Consider the following 17,126-nt stretch of genomic DNA (forward strand, 5'->3'; position numbering starts at 1 on the left):
TTACCTTCCGAACAGTTTGTTGATAAGGTCTTTTCTTCCCATCTTTTGTAAAACCTGTGTTATCTGCCTGCGGAACTCCGGCTTGTACCAAAAGAAGAATTGACGTTGCGCCAGTTTCTGTTCCTTGCTTCGTGCCGTATATACCTTCTCCAACGTATAAGGATGATAGCCGGTGTAATACATTTCGGTGGCCAGCGTCATAGGGGTGGGGGTGAAATCCTGTACCTGTTCCAGTTGGAAGTGCAAGCCTTTGGTGATAACGGCCAGCTCCGCCATATCTATTTCCGTACACCCCGGATGGCTGGAAATGAAGTAAGGAATGAGTTGCTGGTTTAGCCCATGTTGCTTATTAACCTTATCGAATATCTTTTTGAACTGTCCGAACAATTGGAAAGACGGTTTGCGCATGAGGTTCAACACCTCGTCTTGCGTATGCTCGGGCGCTACTTTCAGACGACCGGAAACGTGGCGGACTATCAACTCTTCCGTATAGGTGCGTGCGGCCTGGTTCAACTCTTCATCTGCATAACGGTGTAACAACAAATCGTAACGCACGCCGCTGCCTATAAAAGAACGTTTGATTTCCGGCATCTTGTCTACCGCGTTATAAATATCCAGCAGTGGAGTATGATCTGCGTTCAGGTTTTTGCACACTACCGGCGAGATACACGAAGGCTTCTTGCATTGGCTGCATATACGTTCATCTTTTCCTTTCATTCGGTACATATTGGCCGAAGGTCCGCCCAAATCACTCAGATAACCCTTAAAGTCGGGCATCTCCGTCACAGCCTTTACTTCCTTCAATATGGATTCTTTGCTTCGGGAGACAATAAATTTCCCCTGATGGGCAGAGATTGTACAGAATGCACATCCGCCGAAACAACCCCGGTGAATATTAACCGAGTGCTTTATCATCTCGAAAGCCGGTATCACTTTCCCTTTGTACTTTGGATGCGGCAAACGGGTGTAAGGTAAATCATAAGAAGCATCCAGCTCTTCTTCCGACATGGGAGGAAAAGGCGGGTTCACGACTATTGCCTTTTTACCAACCTTCTGCAGAATCCGCGAAGCATTGTATTTATTCGATTCCTCTTCTATGTGCCGGAAGTTCTTTGCCTGTTTTAGTTTATCTTTCAGGCATTCTTCATGCGAGTAAAGTTCTATATCTTCCGGCAATGCAGCCTCCTGTTCTGCCAGATAAGCTGTTTGCCGTATATCTTTTATCCGGTTGAACAGTTCACCGGCTTGCAGTCGGCGTACCAATTCTTTAAGAGGCATTTCTCCCATTCCATATACGAGCAGGTCGGCAGGGCTGTCGGCCAGGATGCCCGGACGCAGTTGATCTTGCCAATAATCGTAATGGGTAAGGCGGCGCAGGGAGGCCTCTATTCCTCCCAGTACAACAGGAACATCGGGATAGAGTTCTTTTAATATCTTCGTATATACGATGCTTGGATAATCCGGACGCATGCCGGCGCGTCGGTCGGGCGTGTAGGCGTCGTCACTGCGCAAGCGTTTGTTGGCCGTATAATGATTAATCATGGAATCCATAGCTCCGGCAGACACTCCAAAGAAGAGGCGGGGAGCGCCCAGCTTCTTAAAATCCCGGTAGTCGCCACGCCAATCCGGTTGCGGAACAATGGCTACGCGAAGCCCTTCGGCCTCCAATGTCCGTCCGATAACGGCCGCGCCAAAAGAGGGATGGTCTACGTAAGCATCGCCGCTAAAAAGGATTACATCGATGTAATCCCAGCCTCGCGCTTCCACTTCTTTCTTGGTTGTTGGCAACCAGGCATCAGGTCTGAATGTTTTCATGCTGCAAACTTACATAAACATTTTTGATTTTTATGTGAGTTAAATCCAAATCAAGGTTACTTATGCTTTTGCCGTGTACGGCGCAAAAGTTTTGCGGTGATAACTTCCTATTATGGAATATTCATATTAGTGATTGGCTTAATTGGCTATTAACTTATATCTTTGTTGCCAGGTAGAAAACAGTTCACATTATATATACTTAAAACATTATTTTATGAAGATGCTAACAGACGAGAAACTCACCATCGTGGGTGCAGCAGGTATGATTGGTTCAAACATGGCACAGACTGCCATTATGATGGGTTTAACTTCAAACATTTGCCTGTACGACCCGTATGCTCCGGGATTGGAAGGTGTAGCGGAAGAATTATTCCATTGTGGTTTTGAAGGTGTGAATATCACATTTACTTCCGACATAAAGGAAGCATTAACCGGTGCCAAATATATTGTAAACTCCGGAGGTGCTGCCCGTAAAGCAGGTATGACCCGTGAAGATTTGCTGAAAGGCAATGCTGCTATTGCCGAAGAATTCGGTAAGAATGTAAAAGCATATTGTCCGGATGTTAAACACATTGTCGTTATTTTCAATCCTGCTGATATTACCGGCCTTATTACATTATTGTATTCAGGTTTGAAACCTTCTCAGATTACTACTTTGGCAGCATTGGATAGTACACGTCTGCGTAGCGAACTGGCTAAACATTTCGGACTTTCTATGGATTTGGTGGAAAATTGCCGTACGTATGGCGGTCATGGCGAACAAATGGCCGTATATGCTTCAACTGCTAAAGTAAATGGCAAGAAGCTGATAGACATCATTGGCACTGCCGACTTGACGAAAGATCAATGGGCCGAGATCCAGGCAAAGGTAACCAAAGGCGGAGCGAATATAATTGCTTTGCGCGGTCGTTCTTCTTTCCAAAGCCCGTCGTATGTGTCTATCGAGATGATTGCCGCCGCTATGGGAGGTAAACCATTCCGTTGGCCTGCCGGAGCTTATGTGTCAAACGGTAAGTTCGATCATATCATGATGGCTTGGGAAACTTCTATTACAAAAGAGGGTGTTGCTCTGAAAGATGTAAAAGGAACTCCCGAAGAAGAAGCTGCTTTGGAAAAGAGCTATGAACATCTTTGCGCTTTGCGTGACGAAGTGATAGCGATGGGCGTGTTGCCTGCAATTTCAGAATGGCATAAGCTGAATCCGAATATCAAATAAGTTTTTCTTACATAACAAACTTACTATATAAATCCCGCCTGTTGCGTATGCAGCAGGTGGGATTATCATTTAAATACTGGTTACTAAATCGCATCCAATGCTTGTGAAATATCATCCAGCAGGTCTGCAATATGTTCCGTTCCGATGGAAAGGCGGACAGTTCCCGGAAGGATATGTTGTTCTTTCAGCTCGGCTTCACTCAATTGGGAATGAGTAGTGCTGGCGGGATGAATTACCAGTGATTTGACATCGGCAACATTAGCAAGCAGGGAGAATATTTCAAGGTGGTCGATAAACCGTTGTGCATCTCCGGCTCCGCCTTTTATATCTATAGTAAAGATAGAACCTGCCCCGTGAGGGAAATAACGCTGGTAGATAGCATGGTCGGGATGTTCCGGCAGGCTTGGATGGTGCACGGCCGCCACTTTGGGATGTTGCTTTAAATAGTCCACTACCTTCAACGCATTTTCCACATGGCGTTCTACGCGCAGTGACAAAGTTTCCAATCCTTGTAATAACAGAAAGGCGTTAAAAGGACTTATTACTGCACCGGTATCGCGTAACAATATTGCACGGATACGTGTTACGTAAGCCGCTTTTCCGGCAACGTCCGCAAATATGGCTCCATGATAGCAAGGGTCGGGCTGCGTTAATTGCGGAAACTTGTCGGAAGCAGTCCAGTCAAAACGTCCGCCGTCCACAATTACTCCTCCTAATGAAGTTCCGTGTCCGCCAATAAACTTGGTGGCGGAATGTACTACAATATCTGCTCCGTGCTCAATAGGACGAATCAGAAACGGCGTACCGAATGTGTTATCTACAATAAGTGGAATCTGATGATCGTGCGCTATTTTTGAGACTGCATCTATATCAATTATATTGGAGTTCGGATTGCCCAGCGTTTCAATGAAGATAAGCTTTGTTTCCGGACGAATAGCACGCTCGAAGTTTTGTAAGTCAGAAGGATTTACAAACGTAGTTGTTATCCCCGAGGCAGGAAGAGTATGTGTCAGAAGATTATAAGTCCCACCGTAAATTGTATTGGCGGCTACAATATGGTCTCCTGCTTTCGTTATATTCTGAAAGGCGTAAGCAATAGCAGCCGCGCCTGATGCAACAGCTAATGCGGCAACACCACCTTCAAGAGCTGCAATGCGTTTTTCTAATACATCTTGGGTAGAGTTTGTTAGACGCCCATAGATATTACCCGGATCTTGTAAGGCAAAACGTGCAGCCGCATGTGCGGAATTATGAAATACATATGATGTTGTCTGATAAATAGGCACAGCACGTGCATCTGTTGCGGGATCGGGTTGTTCTTGTCCAACATGAAGTTGTAACGTCTCAAAATGCAATTGTTTTGTATTCATCGTCTATTATCGTTTAGTTGTTTATACTTTGCAAATCTATACTTAAAGAAAATAATACACAATACAATGCGTAAATATGAAAAATATTCCTATTTTTGTTTGCTTACATAGAAAATGTATCGTTTATAGACGGTCTAGTGAAATGAAAACAGAATATTATTCTAAATGAGATGGAAACGTTAGATCAAACAGACTTGCAAATATTGCGGATATTGCAGGCAAATTCCAATCAAACGACAAAAGGATTGGCTGCACAAGTGAATTTATCGTCTACTCCGGTATTCGAACGATTGCGCAGATTGGAGAATGAAGGTTATATAAAAAAGTATATTGCCGTACTGGATGCAGATAAACTGAACCAGGGTTTTATGGTATTTTGTAATGTTAAATTGAAACAGTTGAATACGGCTATCGCCCATGAATTTACAGAAGCTATCCGTCATATACCGGAAGTGACGGAATGCTATAATATCTCCGGAGATTATGATTATCTGCTAAAGATCCGTGCCCCTAATATGAAAGCATATCAGGAATTTCTTATTAATGTATTGGGGAAATTGGATTGTCTGGGTTCTTTGAAAAGTGTATTTGTTATGGATGAAGTGAAGCAATCCTATGGTTTTCCATTATAGGGTATGAAATAAGAAAGATTAAAGGGGATTTGTTACGTAAACAAATCCCCTTTAATTTATTATAAAGTCCGTTCAGGATACATAGCTGTCCACCATTCCGGTTCGTCTTTCAGCCATTTAGCGAACCAGGCAAAAATTGTATTTTGCCATCCGATTCGTTTACTATATCCCATAATACCGTGGTTTTCTCCATCTACCTGGACAAATTCTACCGTTTTACCTAAAATCTTCAAGGCGGCAAACATCTGTATACTTTCTCCTATAGGTACGTTTGTATCTACGTTACCATGAAGAAGCAGGATTGGAGTATTTATTTTATCGGCATTAAACAAAGGACTTTGTTTGGTAAAGAATTCCGGATTATTCCACGGATATGTGCCTTTGTTTGCTACCGAGCAATATCCATATCCCCAATAACCTTCTCCCCAATAACTGCTTAAAGCACTGATTCCTGCATGACTGATAGCAGCAGCAAATATATCCGTACGTGTCTGCAAGTATTGTGTCATAAAACCGCCGTAGCTGGCACCGATACAACCAATCTTTTTGTCGTTCACGAAATTATGTTCTTTACAGAACAACTTTGTTCCTTTAATGATCTCGTCGGCAGTTTTTATTCCCCAAGCATTTACGTGACGAGCGGCAAACTCTTGTCCGAAACCGGTTGTCCCACTTGGATTCAATGTATAAACAACATACCCCAAGGCTGCATACATGTGCATGGAATAACGCATCTCCAACATACGGTTTGTAGGGGCCGTTCCTCCATAATAATACACAATCATAGGATATTTTTTACTCGGATCAAAGTGAGGAGGCAAGTAATAACGTCCCTGAATAGTTGTACCGTCGTCAGAAGTAAAATTCCAATCATGTACTTCTCCTAATACAATATCTTTTAATTTGTCGGATGAAAGATCATACATGAGCTTACTCTTTCCGCCTTTCAAGTCATAGGCATATAAACGATTGGCATTAGAAGCGCTTTGCCCATAATAAAATAATACGGGCGCAGCATTTGCCAATGAATAGCCTGATATAACCTCTTCGGAGGTGACAATTTGCTTGATCTTACCATTAACCGGATTGCAGGTGTAGATATACTGGCAATCCTGATCTTCCGTCAGAATATAAATTTGTCCGTCATAGCGGTTCCATACGGCATTCATTACATTCGGATTGAAGTCTTTTGTAAGCGGGGTTGCTTTACGATCAGTAAGATTATATATGAATAACTGCCCGTCGAAATCATTAGATAATTGTCCTTCTTTAATGTTCAGGCCGATACCATCAAACGCATCTCCCGATCCGGTTACCAATAGTTGTTTCCCATCAGGAGAGAACGCAGCCTGATTAACATACGGAGCTTTTTCCCAAATCGTATCGACAGCCATATTTGTTAAGTCCATCTTGTATAAAGAACTGCGTGTGTGTGGCAATTCCGTATATGTATTCTCGTCTATACTGAATAGCAGGTAACGACCGTCTGCACTAATATCATTAATATAAGTATCTTGATAACCGAATGTCAGTTGTTCGTAAAGACCTGAACGAAGATCATAACGCCAAATGAACGAGCGATCACGGAAGCCGGGCAGACGATCATTCGGTTCCAGTACCCGGATTAATTCATTTCCTTCTTTAGGCCCTTCCTCTTCAACTGTAAAAAGCAAAGATGCTTCATCCGGAGTAAACTTAAACGTACCTTCCGGCAGATTATCAACCAAAACAGTTTCCCTCATGTTTGTAGGATCGACGGTTATCAGTTCTTTTCCATTCAAACCTTTACGGGTATAATATAACAGATTGCTTTTGGGCATCCAACGGGCATTAGTCAAAAATCCGTTATCTTGTAGTAAAACACGTCCGGTAGTCGCATCCAGCAGCTGACTGTATGATTCGCTCTTGCCTTTAGGGAAACGATTGATATATTTAACTAATGTATATTTACCATTGGGAGAAACAGCTATGCCCCGAAAATCTTTCCCTTCTAAAATATTATTTAATGTGTAACGCTTTTCGGGATTTAGGGAAGCTATAACTTCGGCATTGTCCTTGCTTTTGAATACAGTTTTAAGAGTAGCATTGCAAGTATCAGTCTCTGTCGTTAAATATTTAATGACAATTTCATAACGACGAGGCTCCATAGTCAGATCAGAAGATGATCCCACAGGATTGTCATTTACATATACCTCAAATGCTCCGTTTCCGGTTACTTCCAATGTCCCTTTCACATAGCGGTCACTATTAAGAAAGAAAGAGAATAGATGAAGAGCGTAACCTTTTTGAGGGATAGCAAAAGAAACAGTGCCGGCAGTGTCTGCTTGAAGGACTTCCGATGAAGATAACGCGCGGTCAAACGGTAATGTGGATTTGAGCAGGTTCTTTACTTCATACGGCTTTCCGTTTACGTTCATTGTATCAGCCATAAACGGCTTGTTTACGGTAATTGGGCCGACATGTTTATATTGCATTACTTTCACATCCTTTGCCGCATATAGCGTTGGAATAGAAAGAAATAAAACTAGAATAAAACAGATTTTCTTTTTCATATATATCATTTGTTTTTATAATTTACGTTTACCGCTTACTAAATAATACTGATCAGTGTCATGTATTGTCTGTATATCAAAATACGGTTTCATCCAGTTAGCCAACTCTTGTGCAGAAGGTAGGCCAAACGATAGTTTACTGGCATGTTGGTTATGATGTGCATTTATTTTATCTCTCCCTTCACTATGACATATAACCAATTCTCCTTCCGGTAAAAGCAATGCTGCTAAATGCCGGATTATTTCCTGCTGATGTTCAAAATGAGGGAATACGCTATAAGCAATAATATAGTTGAATTGCTCCTTGTTTATATCCAGTACATCTATATTACGAAAGTCTACATTTTTTGCGGCATATTTACTTTGTGCACGTTCAATCATTAGAGGGGAGATATCTATTGCAACAATCATGGAAGGGGAATAGGGCAACAAGAACTGTTCAAGTATGCCTGTTCCGCATCCTACATCTAAAATACGCATTCCCTTATGCAAAGAAGTTTGCTTTAATATCCGGTTTATCTTATCCGGATCATGGGTGCAAAGTTCATCCCATCTATCGGCTATAGTGTCAAAAAAGTCAGCTATTGTATTCATAGCTTTCCCTCCCAGACAAAGCTATCTTTAAAAGATTCTTTAAGATCGGTCGGTTCTTTAAATAAGCCGAATACGGAAGAGCCGGAACCAGACATGGAAGCGTAAACCGCTCCATTATTATATAATTCGTTCTTAATATTTCGGATAACAGGATACTTTGTAAATACACTTATCTCAAAATCATTTACCATAACCTCTTTCCATTGGGTAACCGGCATCTTTATTATTTCTTTCAAATATTTTTCAGGGGATTTGGGAGAAACAAGAGAATAGGCTTCCGGTGTGGATACTGCTACGTCCGGTTTTACCAGGCACATATAATAACCTTCTAAAGATAAGGAAACAGGATCAAATATATTTCCTGTTCCGCAGGCAAACACAGGAGTGTTACGTACAAAAAAGGGGCAGTCTGCTCCAATAAAGGATGCTGTTTCTTCCAATTCATCATCCGGTATATTTAATTTGCAGAAATCATTAACCAACTTCAACATGAAAGCGGCATCGGCAGAACCTCCTCCCAAACCAGCTCCAAAAGGGATTGTTTTCAGCAAATGAACTTCCAACGGGGGAATTTCATACTTTGTTTTCAGTAAATTCAGTGCCTTTACTACCAGATTTTTCTCTATAGGAGCATCAACGGGAATACCTGTTTGATGAAAAGAGAACGTTTTTGCTGCTACTATTTCCAGTGCATCTTTTACGGGAACCGGATAAAACACAGTCTCGATATTATGATAACCGTCCGGACGTTTGCTTACTATATTTAAGCCTAGATTTATTTTGGCATTGGGAAAACAAATCATATTTACTGATATTATATATTAGATAACAAAAATAGTAAGATAAATTGAATATATGCCATTCAGAAACGGATATAAATTCTTACCGGATAGTTCGTATATATAAAAAGGGGAGGTGCGAATAATCTATCCTGCACTTCCCCTGATATCCATAATAACATTTTAGTCTACGGTTCGGCAATCATTTCTTCTGCCAGGATCTGAGCTTCTTCTTCCGGTTTCTTAATATTGGGCAACTCCAGTCCATACCCTTTTATTCTGTCTTCTCTTTTTAATAATAAAGAAATTATAAGGGCAAGGATTCCAAAGCATGTAAATATCATCATAGGTATGGTATAGTCATACGTTGGCTTTTCATTTACATATCCGGTAATACAATAAGCATCGAGTACTTTACCGATCAGATAAGGCACACCCATTAATCCCCAGTTCTGTACCCAGAAAATTAAAGCATAAGCCGTACCCAGTTTGTTTTCCGGTATGATCTTCGGAACAGATGGCCACATTGCCGACGGTACCAATGAAAATGCGATACCCAGTAATAGAATCAGGCAAAGGGCAATAATCCAGTTATTCAATGCCGGAATAGAGAACATAAGATGGATAAACACCAACATGATAGCACCTATAACCATAATAGTAGCACCTTTTCCTTTACGGTCATACAAATTACCAAAGAACGGAGTAAGCAAGATGTTTCCGAATGGTAATAATGCGGGAATAACACCAGACCACTCCGGGTCTATACCGAATTTATTAATCATCAGGCTTGGTGCATATTTCAAGAATGGAAATACAGCGGAATAGAACAATACGCAAAGTAAAGCTACATACCAGAATCCTTTCATCGTAACGATAGAGAATATGTCGGAAAAACGGAATGGTTCTTCTGCTTCCTCTTCTTCGTTATAAGCATCTTCCGCATCACGGCGCTTATCCATTACTACAAATACAATGAATGACAACAAGCCAATGCACAATAAGATTAATCCGATAAGAATCGGCATACTGATTGAATTATTGAATGCTTTGCATAACAGTGGGGTAGTACCTATTGCCAAGCCTGTACCAATACGGGCACAAGCCATTTCCAGTCCCATGGCCAATGCCATTTCTTTTCCTTTAAACCACTTTACAATGATTTTAGAAACAGTTATACCTGCTATTTCTATACCCACACCAAATATGGCATATCCCAATGATGCAACCAGTAAAGTATAACCCCATTCAGTGCCAAAGATAGAAACTGTAGCTCCTCCGAAATCATGTGAGATACCAAACCACTTAATGAATACGCCGATAATCATTATGGATGTAGCCATAAGACCGGTGAAACGCACCCCCATCTTGTCAAGAATCATACCACCGAAAATCAGCATCAGGAAGAATACGTTGAACCAACCGTAAGCACTGGTAAATTTACCGTAATCGTCTCCACTCCAGCCTAGACCTCCACTCATTACTGGGGTTTGGAGCAAATCTTGAAGCGGAGCCATCATATCCGTTATAAAGTATCCGCATAGCATTGTAAATGCCACAAGTGCCAAGACACTCCAGCGAGCGGTTTTCGACTCGCTTAGTTTACGTTGAATCTGTTGTGTCATAATATTTGTTTTTGAATTAAGTTATTTACTTGTTTGAAATAAAGGAATAGCATCAGCTACCACAAAGGTACTTCCTCCAATAAATATCATATCGTCTTTATCAGCACGGCTTAACGCTTCCTGTACAGCCTCTTTTACCGTATTGCACACAATACCGGACAAACCATGGGCTACGGCTTTCGCCGCAAATTCTCCGGCCGGCATGGCACGTTCTACAGAAGCTTGGGTAAAGAAGTAGGAGGCATCGTGAGGCATCATAGAAAGCACGCCGTCAATATCTTTGTCGTTTACCATGCCTACAACCATATAAAGGTGTTTATATTTCGGCATTATCTGATTGTTCAAATAGGAGGAGAGATGTTGCCAACCGCCAACATTGTGTCCGGTGTCGCAATACACTGTCGGATTCTCATTCAACTTTTGCCAGCGTCCCATCAAACCGGTTAACTCCGTAACACGCCCGAAACCTTCACGTATGGCATTCAATGGGATTTTCAGGCCTTGTTTAATCAACAGCTTCAATGCACCTATCACGGTTTGTCCATTTACCCCTTGAGCCATACCTCCTAATTCACCCAATAACACACCGTATTCTTTGGTATCAAAATACCAGCCTTCGCGATCGTATAACATATGGGATTCATTCAGTAAATCCATATTCTGAACGAAGTAAAACGGAGCACCGTTCGCTTCGGCCGTACTGGCAAATACATTGAGTACACTTTCTTTTTTCGCTTCACCCAGCAACACGGGAACATGTTTCTTGATAATACCGGCTTTCTCGGCAGCAATCTTTTCTTCCGTATCTCCCAGAAATTGAGTATGATCGAGACTGATATTTGTTATGATACTTAAAACAGGTGTAATAATATTCGTACTGTCCAATCGTCCTCCCAAGCCTACTTCTATTATAGCAATATCTACTTTTTCACTGCGGAAGTAATCGAAAGCCATTGTAGAGGTAAGTTCAAAAAAGGATGGATGAAGCGGTTCAAAAAAGGAGCGATAGCGTTCAACAAAGCCGGTTACATATTCTTTCGTTATCATACTTCCGTTTACCCGGATACGTTCTCTGAAATCAACCAGATGGGGAGAAGTATATAACCCTACTTTATATCCGGATTGTTGAAGAATGGCGGCAAGCAAATGGCTGACAGAGCCTTTGCCGTTTGTTCCCGCTACGTGGATCGTTTTATATGATTTGTGAGGATTGCCTAAATGATTATCGAGAGCTATACTTGTATCTAAACCGGGTTTGTAGGCAGAAGCGCCGCTATGCTGAAATACAGGAATACTGGTATATAGATAGTGCAATGTATCTTCGTATGTCATTTTATTGTAGTTTGAGTTGCGCAAAAGTACTCAATTTTATTATACCATTGCCTGCCTTTACGTTCTTTTTCGTGATAGTTTGTCACCTTCGAGCACGAATATGAACTGCCTCAATCAATAATCAGTTTATACCCGATTCCTCGAATATTTAATATTTTAATTGATTTATCATTCGATAATTTGTGCCTTAACTTCGTGATAAATACGTGAAGGCTACGGGAGTTGAAGAACGAATCGTCTCCCCAAAGATCTAACAAGACTTCTTTCATCGGCATTATGCGATTTTGATTTATGCAAAGCCGTTTTAGTATTTCCGATTCCCTATTGCTTAATAATTTCTTTTCTCCGTGGCAGGATAAGGTTTGCGTAATAGAATCAAATACATATTCGCCGAGAGTAAATGTTGTTTCTTCTACCGGACAGACAACTATTTTATGTAGCAATGCTTTGATGCGGACAACCAGTTCTGCCATGCCGAAGGGTTTCTTCAAATAATCGTTTCCGCCTAATTCAAATCCTTCAACCACATCATTGGCAGAAGATCGGGCAGACAGAAAAAGAACAGGGATGGTGCATCTCTTTCTCCGTAATTCACAAACCATTGAAAAGCCATCCTTCTTAGGCATCATGATGTCTGTAACAATAACATCCGGATTTACCACTTTAGCTAGATATAACCCCTCTATGCCATTGTATGCTAACGTAACATTAAAGCCTTCGTCATCCAACGTGTCTTTTATAATCATGGCCAATGTTTTTTCATCTTCTACCAGTAAAACCTTTATCTTATCCATATCATTGCGGTTTATTATGTATATTTAAAATGTAATGTAAAAGTAGAACCTTTTCCTAAATGACTTTCCACTGTAACCGTTCCACCATGTTTAGCCATCATGTCTCTCACATAATACAGTCCTAATCCGTAGCCTTTTGTATTATGGAGATTTCCGTTGGGCACACGAAAGAACTTGTCAAATATATGCTTTTGATTTGTTTCACTGATACCTCTTCCGTTATCAATTACGGAGATACAGACTTCTTGCTCGTTTTTTGTTGCTTCCAGAATGATACAACAGAGTTCTTTATCACAATATTTGATAGCATTGTCTACCAAATTACTCAACATATTATATATATGTGTATGGTCTGCCAGCACATTCAGATTATCAGATACATTCAGTTTAAACTCAACCTCTTTACCCGCCTTTAGCCTGTACTGTTCTGCCAATGAAGTAACAAGACGGCTGATGTTTATTTCTTCCGGATGTAAATGGAATGTACTCCTGTTTTCTACGGCAAGTGCAAGAATCTGCTCAACCAATCCCGTAAGGTGGATAAGTTGATCTTTTACAACAGTCAGGTATTTCCGTTGTTTGTCACTAACTGAATCACTAAAGTTTAATAAGGCATCTACGGCAGCATAGCTTACTGAAATGGGCGTCTTTAATTCATGCGTCATGTTATTGGTGAAGTCAGTCTTCAATTCCTCCATTGTCTTTTGTCTAAGGATGGTACGAAGCAGATAGATAAAGGCTATCACGATTAATATAAAGAGTATAACGGAAGATACTAATATTCCGCTCATTTGCTTTAATATTATATATGATGGAGATTTAAGATATAAACGGTAATACAGTAAATTATCCGTAAATATCGGATAGTCAAAATATACGACATCTTTCCATCTGGAAAAATCTTTGTCGGAAACGAGCGGTACATTGACAGTTGTATCCGACGGAAGCTTGTCTTTATAAGCCTTTTTCAGTATTTCATTACTACCCAGGTTCATCCAACCTTTAGCTTTTCTTTCGCCTTCCGGCTGATAGGCAACAATAAGTTCATGTTCGGTAACTATATTTCTTGCTATAAGTTCTTGTTTGAGAAATTTGTTATAATTGTCAAATACGATGGGTGATAAAGAATCTATATCCATATGCATAGCTCGTTGTATCATGTTTTCAATCTGCCCTATTGTTGTCAGATAGTCGGTTAGAGTAGAATCTACCGGAGTAGAATCATTTTCCTCGCTATAATCTATCTGCACCTGCATATTCGCCGAATGTTCCTGCATTTTGTAACCATCTAGGGCAGACATGACGGCATAGGGGCGTTTACGTGTGCTATCGGCCGGAGAATTGGATTTGTCATCCGAATAAATAGATATAGTTTCAGACTTGTGTTGTACAAGTACATCTTTATTCTTTAGCTCTTTGATACGTAGAAACATCTCTTTATAGTCCGCATTCTTCATTGCTTCCTGTATATTGATTTCCATTTGGCCATACAATGTCTTATACAGACCATGCAACCAATAGCCTTGAAATGCAACCAATCCGGCTAATGATAAAGTAATCAGTATGGCAATGAGTTTGAAACGCAAACGAGTGTTCATCAATCTTCCTGTTTTTCTAGCCAAAGATAAATAAAGTCTCGATAGGGCATTGTCTCATTCTCTAATTTATGTTCGATGATAAGACTAAATAACACTACTGGTAAGACTGGATAACACTTTATAATTAAGTGGTAACACAGTTTTATCCATAATCCCGGTTTCTTTGCTTTAATGAATTTATAACGATGAGCGATATGAAACGAATACTTTATTATTCTCTGTTCTTTCTTTTCATTTGCAACGGGATGTTAGTTGCACAAACTATTAACGGTAAGATTATAAACAAACAAAATCAACCTGTGGATGGTGTGGCTGTAATACTTCAGACATTGGATTCTGTATATGCTACAATATCGGATAGTCTCGGGCTATTTAAGTTCGGTAGACCGGCTAATCAGGCTTGTCGACTGCTGTTTCAACATCTTTTGTATGAACCGATTCAAAAAGAAATCTCTGCCGATGATGCCGGTATCATTATGCTAAACGATAAAGATTATGCCCTTGCCGAAGTGACTGTAAAAGCAGATCATCCGCAAGTAAAGGTGGAAGGTGGAAAATTATCCTACGATATACCGCAGCTTATGAAAGATAAAACGATCATTAATGCTTTTGAAGTCATCAAACAATTGCCGGGAATTACCGGTACGGGAGATGAAATACAATTGGCAGGAGCAGGTAATTTGCATATCATTTTAAACGGACAACTTACCACGATGTCGTTGGATCAACTTATCCGGTTACTGAAAACTATTCCTGCGTCCCGTGTACAAAAAGCCGAAATCATGTATGCCGCTCCGGCAAAGTATAATATAAAAGGTGCTGTTATCAACGTGATATTGGATAAAAACATGTCCGATACACCTTCTTTTCAGGGAGAAGCCGGAATAGATTATGAACAGCGTCATTATGCCGGAAGTAATGCACATACAAACATCCTTTACTCCAAATCGAACCTGAATATAGATTTTCTGCTGAACGGAGCTAAAGGACGCAACTTTGCCGGTGAAGATATTTTGGCGCGCCATACATTAAATAATGGTGTAACACAAGTGGAGCAGACCGGCCGTAGTACCCATCACGCAAATGAAGGAATTAGCCGTTTAGGTATAGATTATACGTTTAAAAATAAAGACAAACTGTCTGCCGCTTATTATCTGAATGCAGATAAATCAAGCAACAAACGCAATTCCAATACAATCTTTTCTCCACTGGAAGAAAAAACATCAACCACTAACCTTAGTAACAGCGAGTCGGACAATCATTCGACTTTACATAACATACATATACAATATGACGGACATAAAGAAGTAAAAGCGGGTGTGGACTTTACTCATTACAAGTCTCCATCTGATCTGCATTTTCTTGATTTAAGCGACAATGGTTCTAAAACAGACATGCTTAACTATACCAACCAAAATATATCCCGCTGGTCTGCATTTGCCAACCATACGGTTTCCGCAGGTAAAGAATGGTCGCTCAATTATGGCATTAATGCGGGTTATACATATTCTAAGAATCATTTGGAATACTCTTATGACGATGGAAATGGATATGAGCTTGACCTTGAGTCATTGGAAAATAATATACAGAAAGATTATACAGCCAATATCTTTGCCGAAGTCTCCAAATCTTTCGGGCAACATTTTTCTGCTACCGTCGGACTAAAAGGTGAATACTATAAATCCGATTACATAAAAAATACGAAGAAGACAAACTTATGGAATGACTGGACATTGTTTCCTACGGCAGCATTAAGTTATATGTTCTCGCCGTTTCATATTTTGCAACTGAATGTAAGCAGCGATAAAACATTCCCTTCTTATATGACACTTAGTCCGCAGTCTACTCCATTGAACTCCTATTCCGAATCGGTAGGAAATCCGGCTTTGAAGCCTTATAATTCTTACGAAGGCCAATTACTTTATATTTTTCGTCAGAAATATGTGTTGATGCTCTTCTGCCAATATATGCCGGATTACTTCACTCAGCTTCCCTTTCAAAGCGATACGGAATTAAAAAACGTATTTCGTTATGAAAACTTGAATTATAATTTTCAGGTAGGACTGAACTTGATTGTACCCTTCAAAGTCGGATCATTCTGGAACGGGCGTGTATTGCTGCAAGGTTACAGGATGCAGGAAAAGAGCGATCATTTTCACGGCATGTCATTCAACCGCAATACCTATGTGGGTATAGCCAGTACTTCCAATACATTCAAATTAAGCAACAAACCCGATCTCAAATTAGATATAGATGCCACCTATGTTGCTCCGGGTGCTATTCAGGGTATATATGATTTAGGACGCCTGTACAATATTACAGCCGGCGTGAAATGGACATTTGCCAAACAAAAGGGCGCGCTTTCCTTACATGCTAATGACATTTTTCGTACTTCAATCCCCACAGCTTCCATCAACCAGGGAAATCAATGGAGCCGTTTGAACAAGTTGAATGACGAACGCTGTATTCGTCTCTCTTTCAGCTGGAAATTCGGAGGATTTAAGGCAAAAAAGCATGAAAGTGTCAATACTTCACGCTTCGGTAAATAAAAAGGAACTGAATCTTTAATGATTTCTTCCCATATATTTAATCGGATCACCCTTGTGATCTATATAGATCACAGATGTGATCCAATTAGTAAGTGCCGAAGAGATGAATAAAATGTGCCGTTAACGTTTATAAAAAGTAAGAAGTTTATGGATAAAAAGATTTATAAGAATTGATTTATACTATAAAAGATTACATAAGGATGAGTATTGGTGTCCTAAAATAAGTATATTTGTAGGGAAGCCAAGTTGCTGTTATGCGCTTTTTCAAGA

12 protein-coding genes are annotated in these 17,126 nt (G+C 40.4%); 3 read left to right on the top strand and 9 right to left on the bottom strand.

The annotated features are described in order from the left end of the window. Entirely contained in the window at positions 1–1,815 is a 1,815-nt protein-coding gene (locus tag C1721_RS13530; protein WP_102408762.1) for a YgiQ family radical SAM protein, read from the bottom strand. Positions 1,816–2,029: 214 nt separating this feature from the next. Between C1721_RS13530 and C1721_RS13535 the strand changes: the two genes are divergently transcribed. Further along, positions 2,030–3,031, top strand: coding sequence for a malate dehydrogenase (locus C1721_RS13535; protein WP_102408763.1), 1,002 nt, complete (start codon positions 2,030–2,032; stop codon positions 3,029–3,031). Between the two features lie 83 nt (positions 3,032–3,114). On the opposite strand, the gene C1721_RS13540 is transcribed toward C1721_RS13535, so the two are convergent. Continuing rightward, a complete protein-coding gene (locus C1721_RS13540; RefSeq protein WP_102408764.1) occupies positions 3,115–4,401 on the bottom strand; it encodes an O-acetylhomoserine aminocarboxypropyltransferase/cysteine synthase family protein in 1,287 nt (428 codons plus the stop codon). 170 nt (positions 4,402–4,571) lie between these two features. Between C1721_RS13540 and C1721_RS13545 the strand changes: the two genes are divergently transcribed. Further along, positions 4,572–5,033 (top strand): Lrp/AsnC family transcriptional regulator, encoded by a 462-nt coding sequence (locus tag C1721_RS13545; RefSeq protein WP_102408765.1) that lies wholly within the window; start codon positions 4,572–4,574, stop codon positions 5,031–5,033. 59 nt (positions 5,034–5,092) lie between these two features. Here the strand turns inward: C1721_RS13545 and C1721_RS13550 are convergent, their stop codons facing one another. The 7 genes from C1721_RS13550 to C1721_RS13580 all read right to left on the bottom strand — a co-directional run bounded on the left by C1721_RS13550 (position 5,093) and on the right by C1721_RS13580 (position 14,307). Next, entirely contained in the window at positions 5,093–7,585 is a 2,493-nt protein-coding gene (locus C1721_RS13550; RefSeq protein WP_102409477.1) for a S9 family peptidase, read from the bottom strand. A gap of 15 nt (positions 7,586–7,600) precedes the next feature. Beyond that, complete coding sequence (locus tag C1721_RS13555) at positions 7,601–8,179, bottom strand: class I SAM-dependent methyltransferase (protein WP_102408766.1); 579 nt, start codon at positions 8,177–8,179, stop codon at positions 7,601–7,603. Next, positions 8,176–8,982 carry a 4-(cytidine 5'-diphospho)-2-C-methyl-D-erythritol kinase gene (ispE, locus tag C1721_RS13560; RefSeq protein WP_102408767.1) on the bottom strand — a complete coding sequence of 269 codons (807 nt, stop codon included), beginning with the start codon at positions 8,980–8,982 and terminating at the stop codon, positions 8,176–8,178. Before ispE ends, C1721_RS13555 begins: the two co-directional genes overlap by 4 nt. A 164-nt stretch (positions 8,983–9,146) precedes the next feature. Continuing rightward, the gene (locus C1721_RS13565) at positions 9,147–10,583 is read right to left on the bottom strand and encodes an MFS transporter (RefSeq protein WP_102408768.1); all 1,437 of its coding nucleotides are present in this window, start codon (positions 10,581–10,583) and stop codon (positions 9,147–9,149) included. Positions 10,584–10,604: 21 nt separating this feature from the next. Next, on the bottom strand, positions 10,605–11,915 hold the full coding sequence (locus C1721_RS13570; RefSeq protein WP_102408769.1) for a bifunctional folylpolyglutamate synthase/dihydrofolate synthase: 1,311 nt from the start codon (positions 11,913–11,915) through the stop codon (positions 10,605–10,607). A gap of 110 nt (positions 11,916–12,025) precedes the next feature. Then, positions 12,026–12,709 (bottom strand): response regulator transcription factor, encoded by a 684-nt coding sequence (locus C1721_RS13575; protein ID WP_102408770.1) that lies wholly within the window; start codon positions 12,707–12,709, stop codon positions 12,026–12,028. Between the two features lie 14 nt (positions 12,710–12,723). Continuing rightward, on the bottom strand, positions 12,724–14,307 hold the full coding sequence (locus tag C1721_RS13580; RefSeq protein ID WP_102408771.1) for a sensor histidine kinase: 1,584 nt from the start codon (positions 14,305–14,307) through the stop codon (positions 12,724–12,726). A gap of 194 nt (positions 14,308–14,501) precedes the next feature. Here C1721_RS13580 and C1721_RS13585 point away from each other — a divergent pair, with 194 nt between their 5' ends. Continuing rightward, the gene (locus C1721_RS13585) at positions 14,502–16,856 is read left to right on the top strand and encodes an outer membrane beta-barrel protein (protein ID WP_102409479.1); all 2,355 of its coding nucleotides are present in this window, start codon (positions 14,502–14,504) and stop codon (positions 16,854–16,856) included. The last annotated feature ends 270 nt before the right edge of the window (positions 16,857–17,126 follow it).

Source organism: Parabacteroides bouchesdurhonensis, from assembly GCF_900186615.1.
Classification (GTDB): Bacteria; Bacteroidota; Bacteroidia; order Bacteroidales; family Tannerellaceae; genus Parabacteroides; species Parabacteroides bouchesdurhonensis.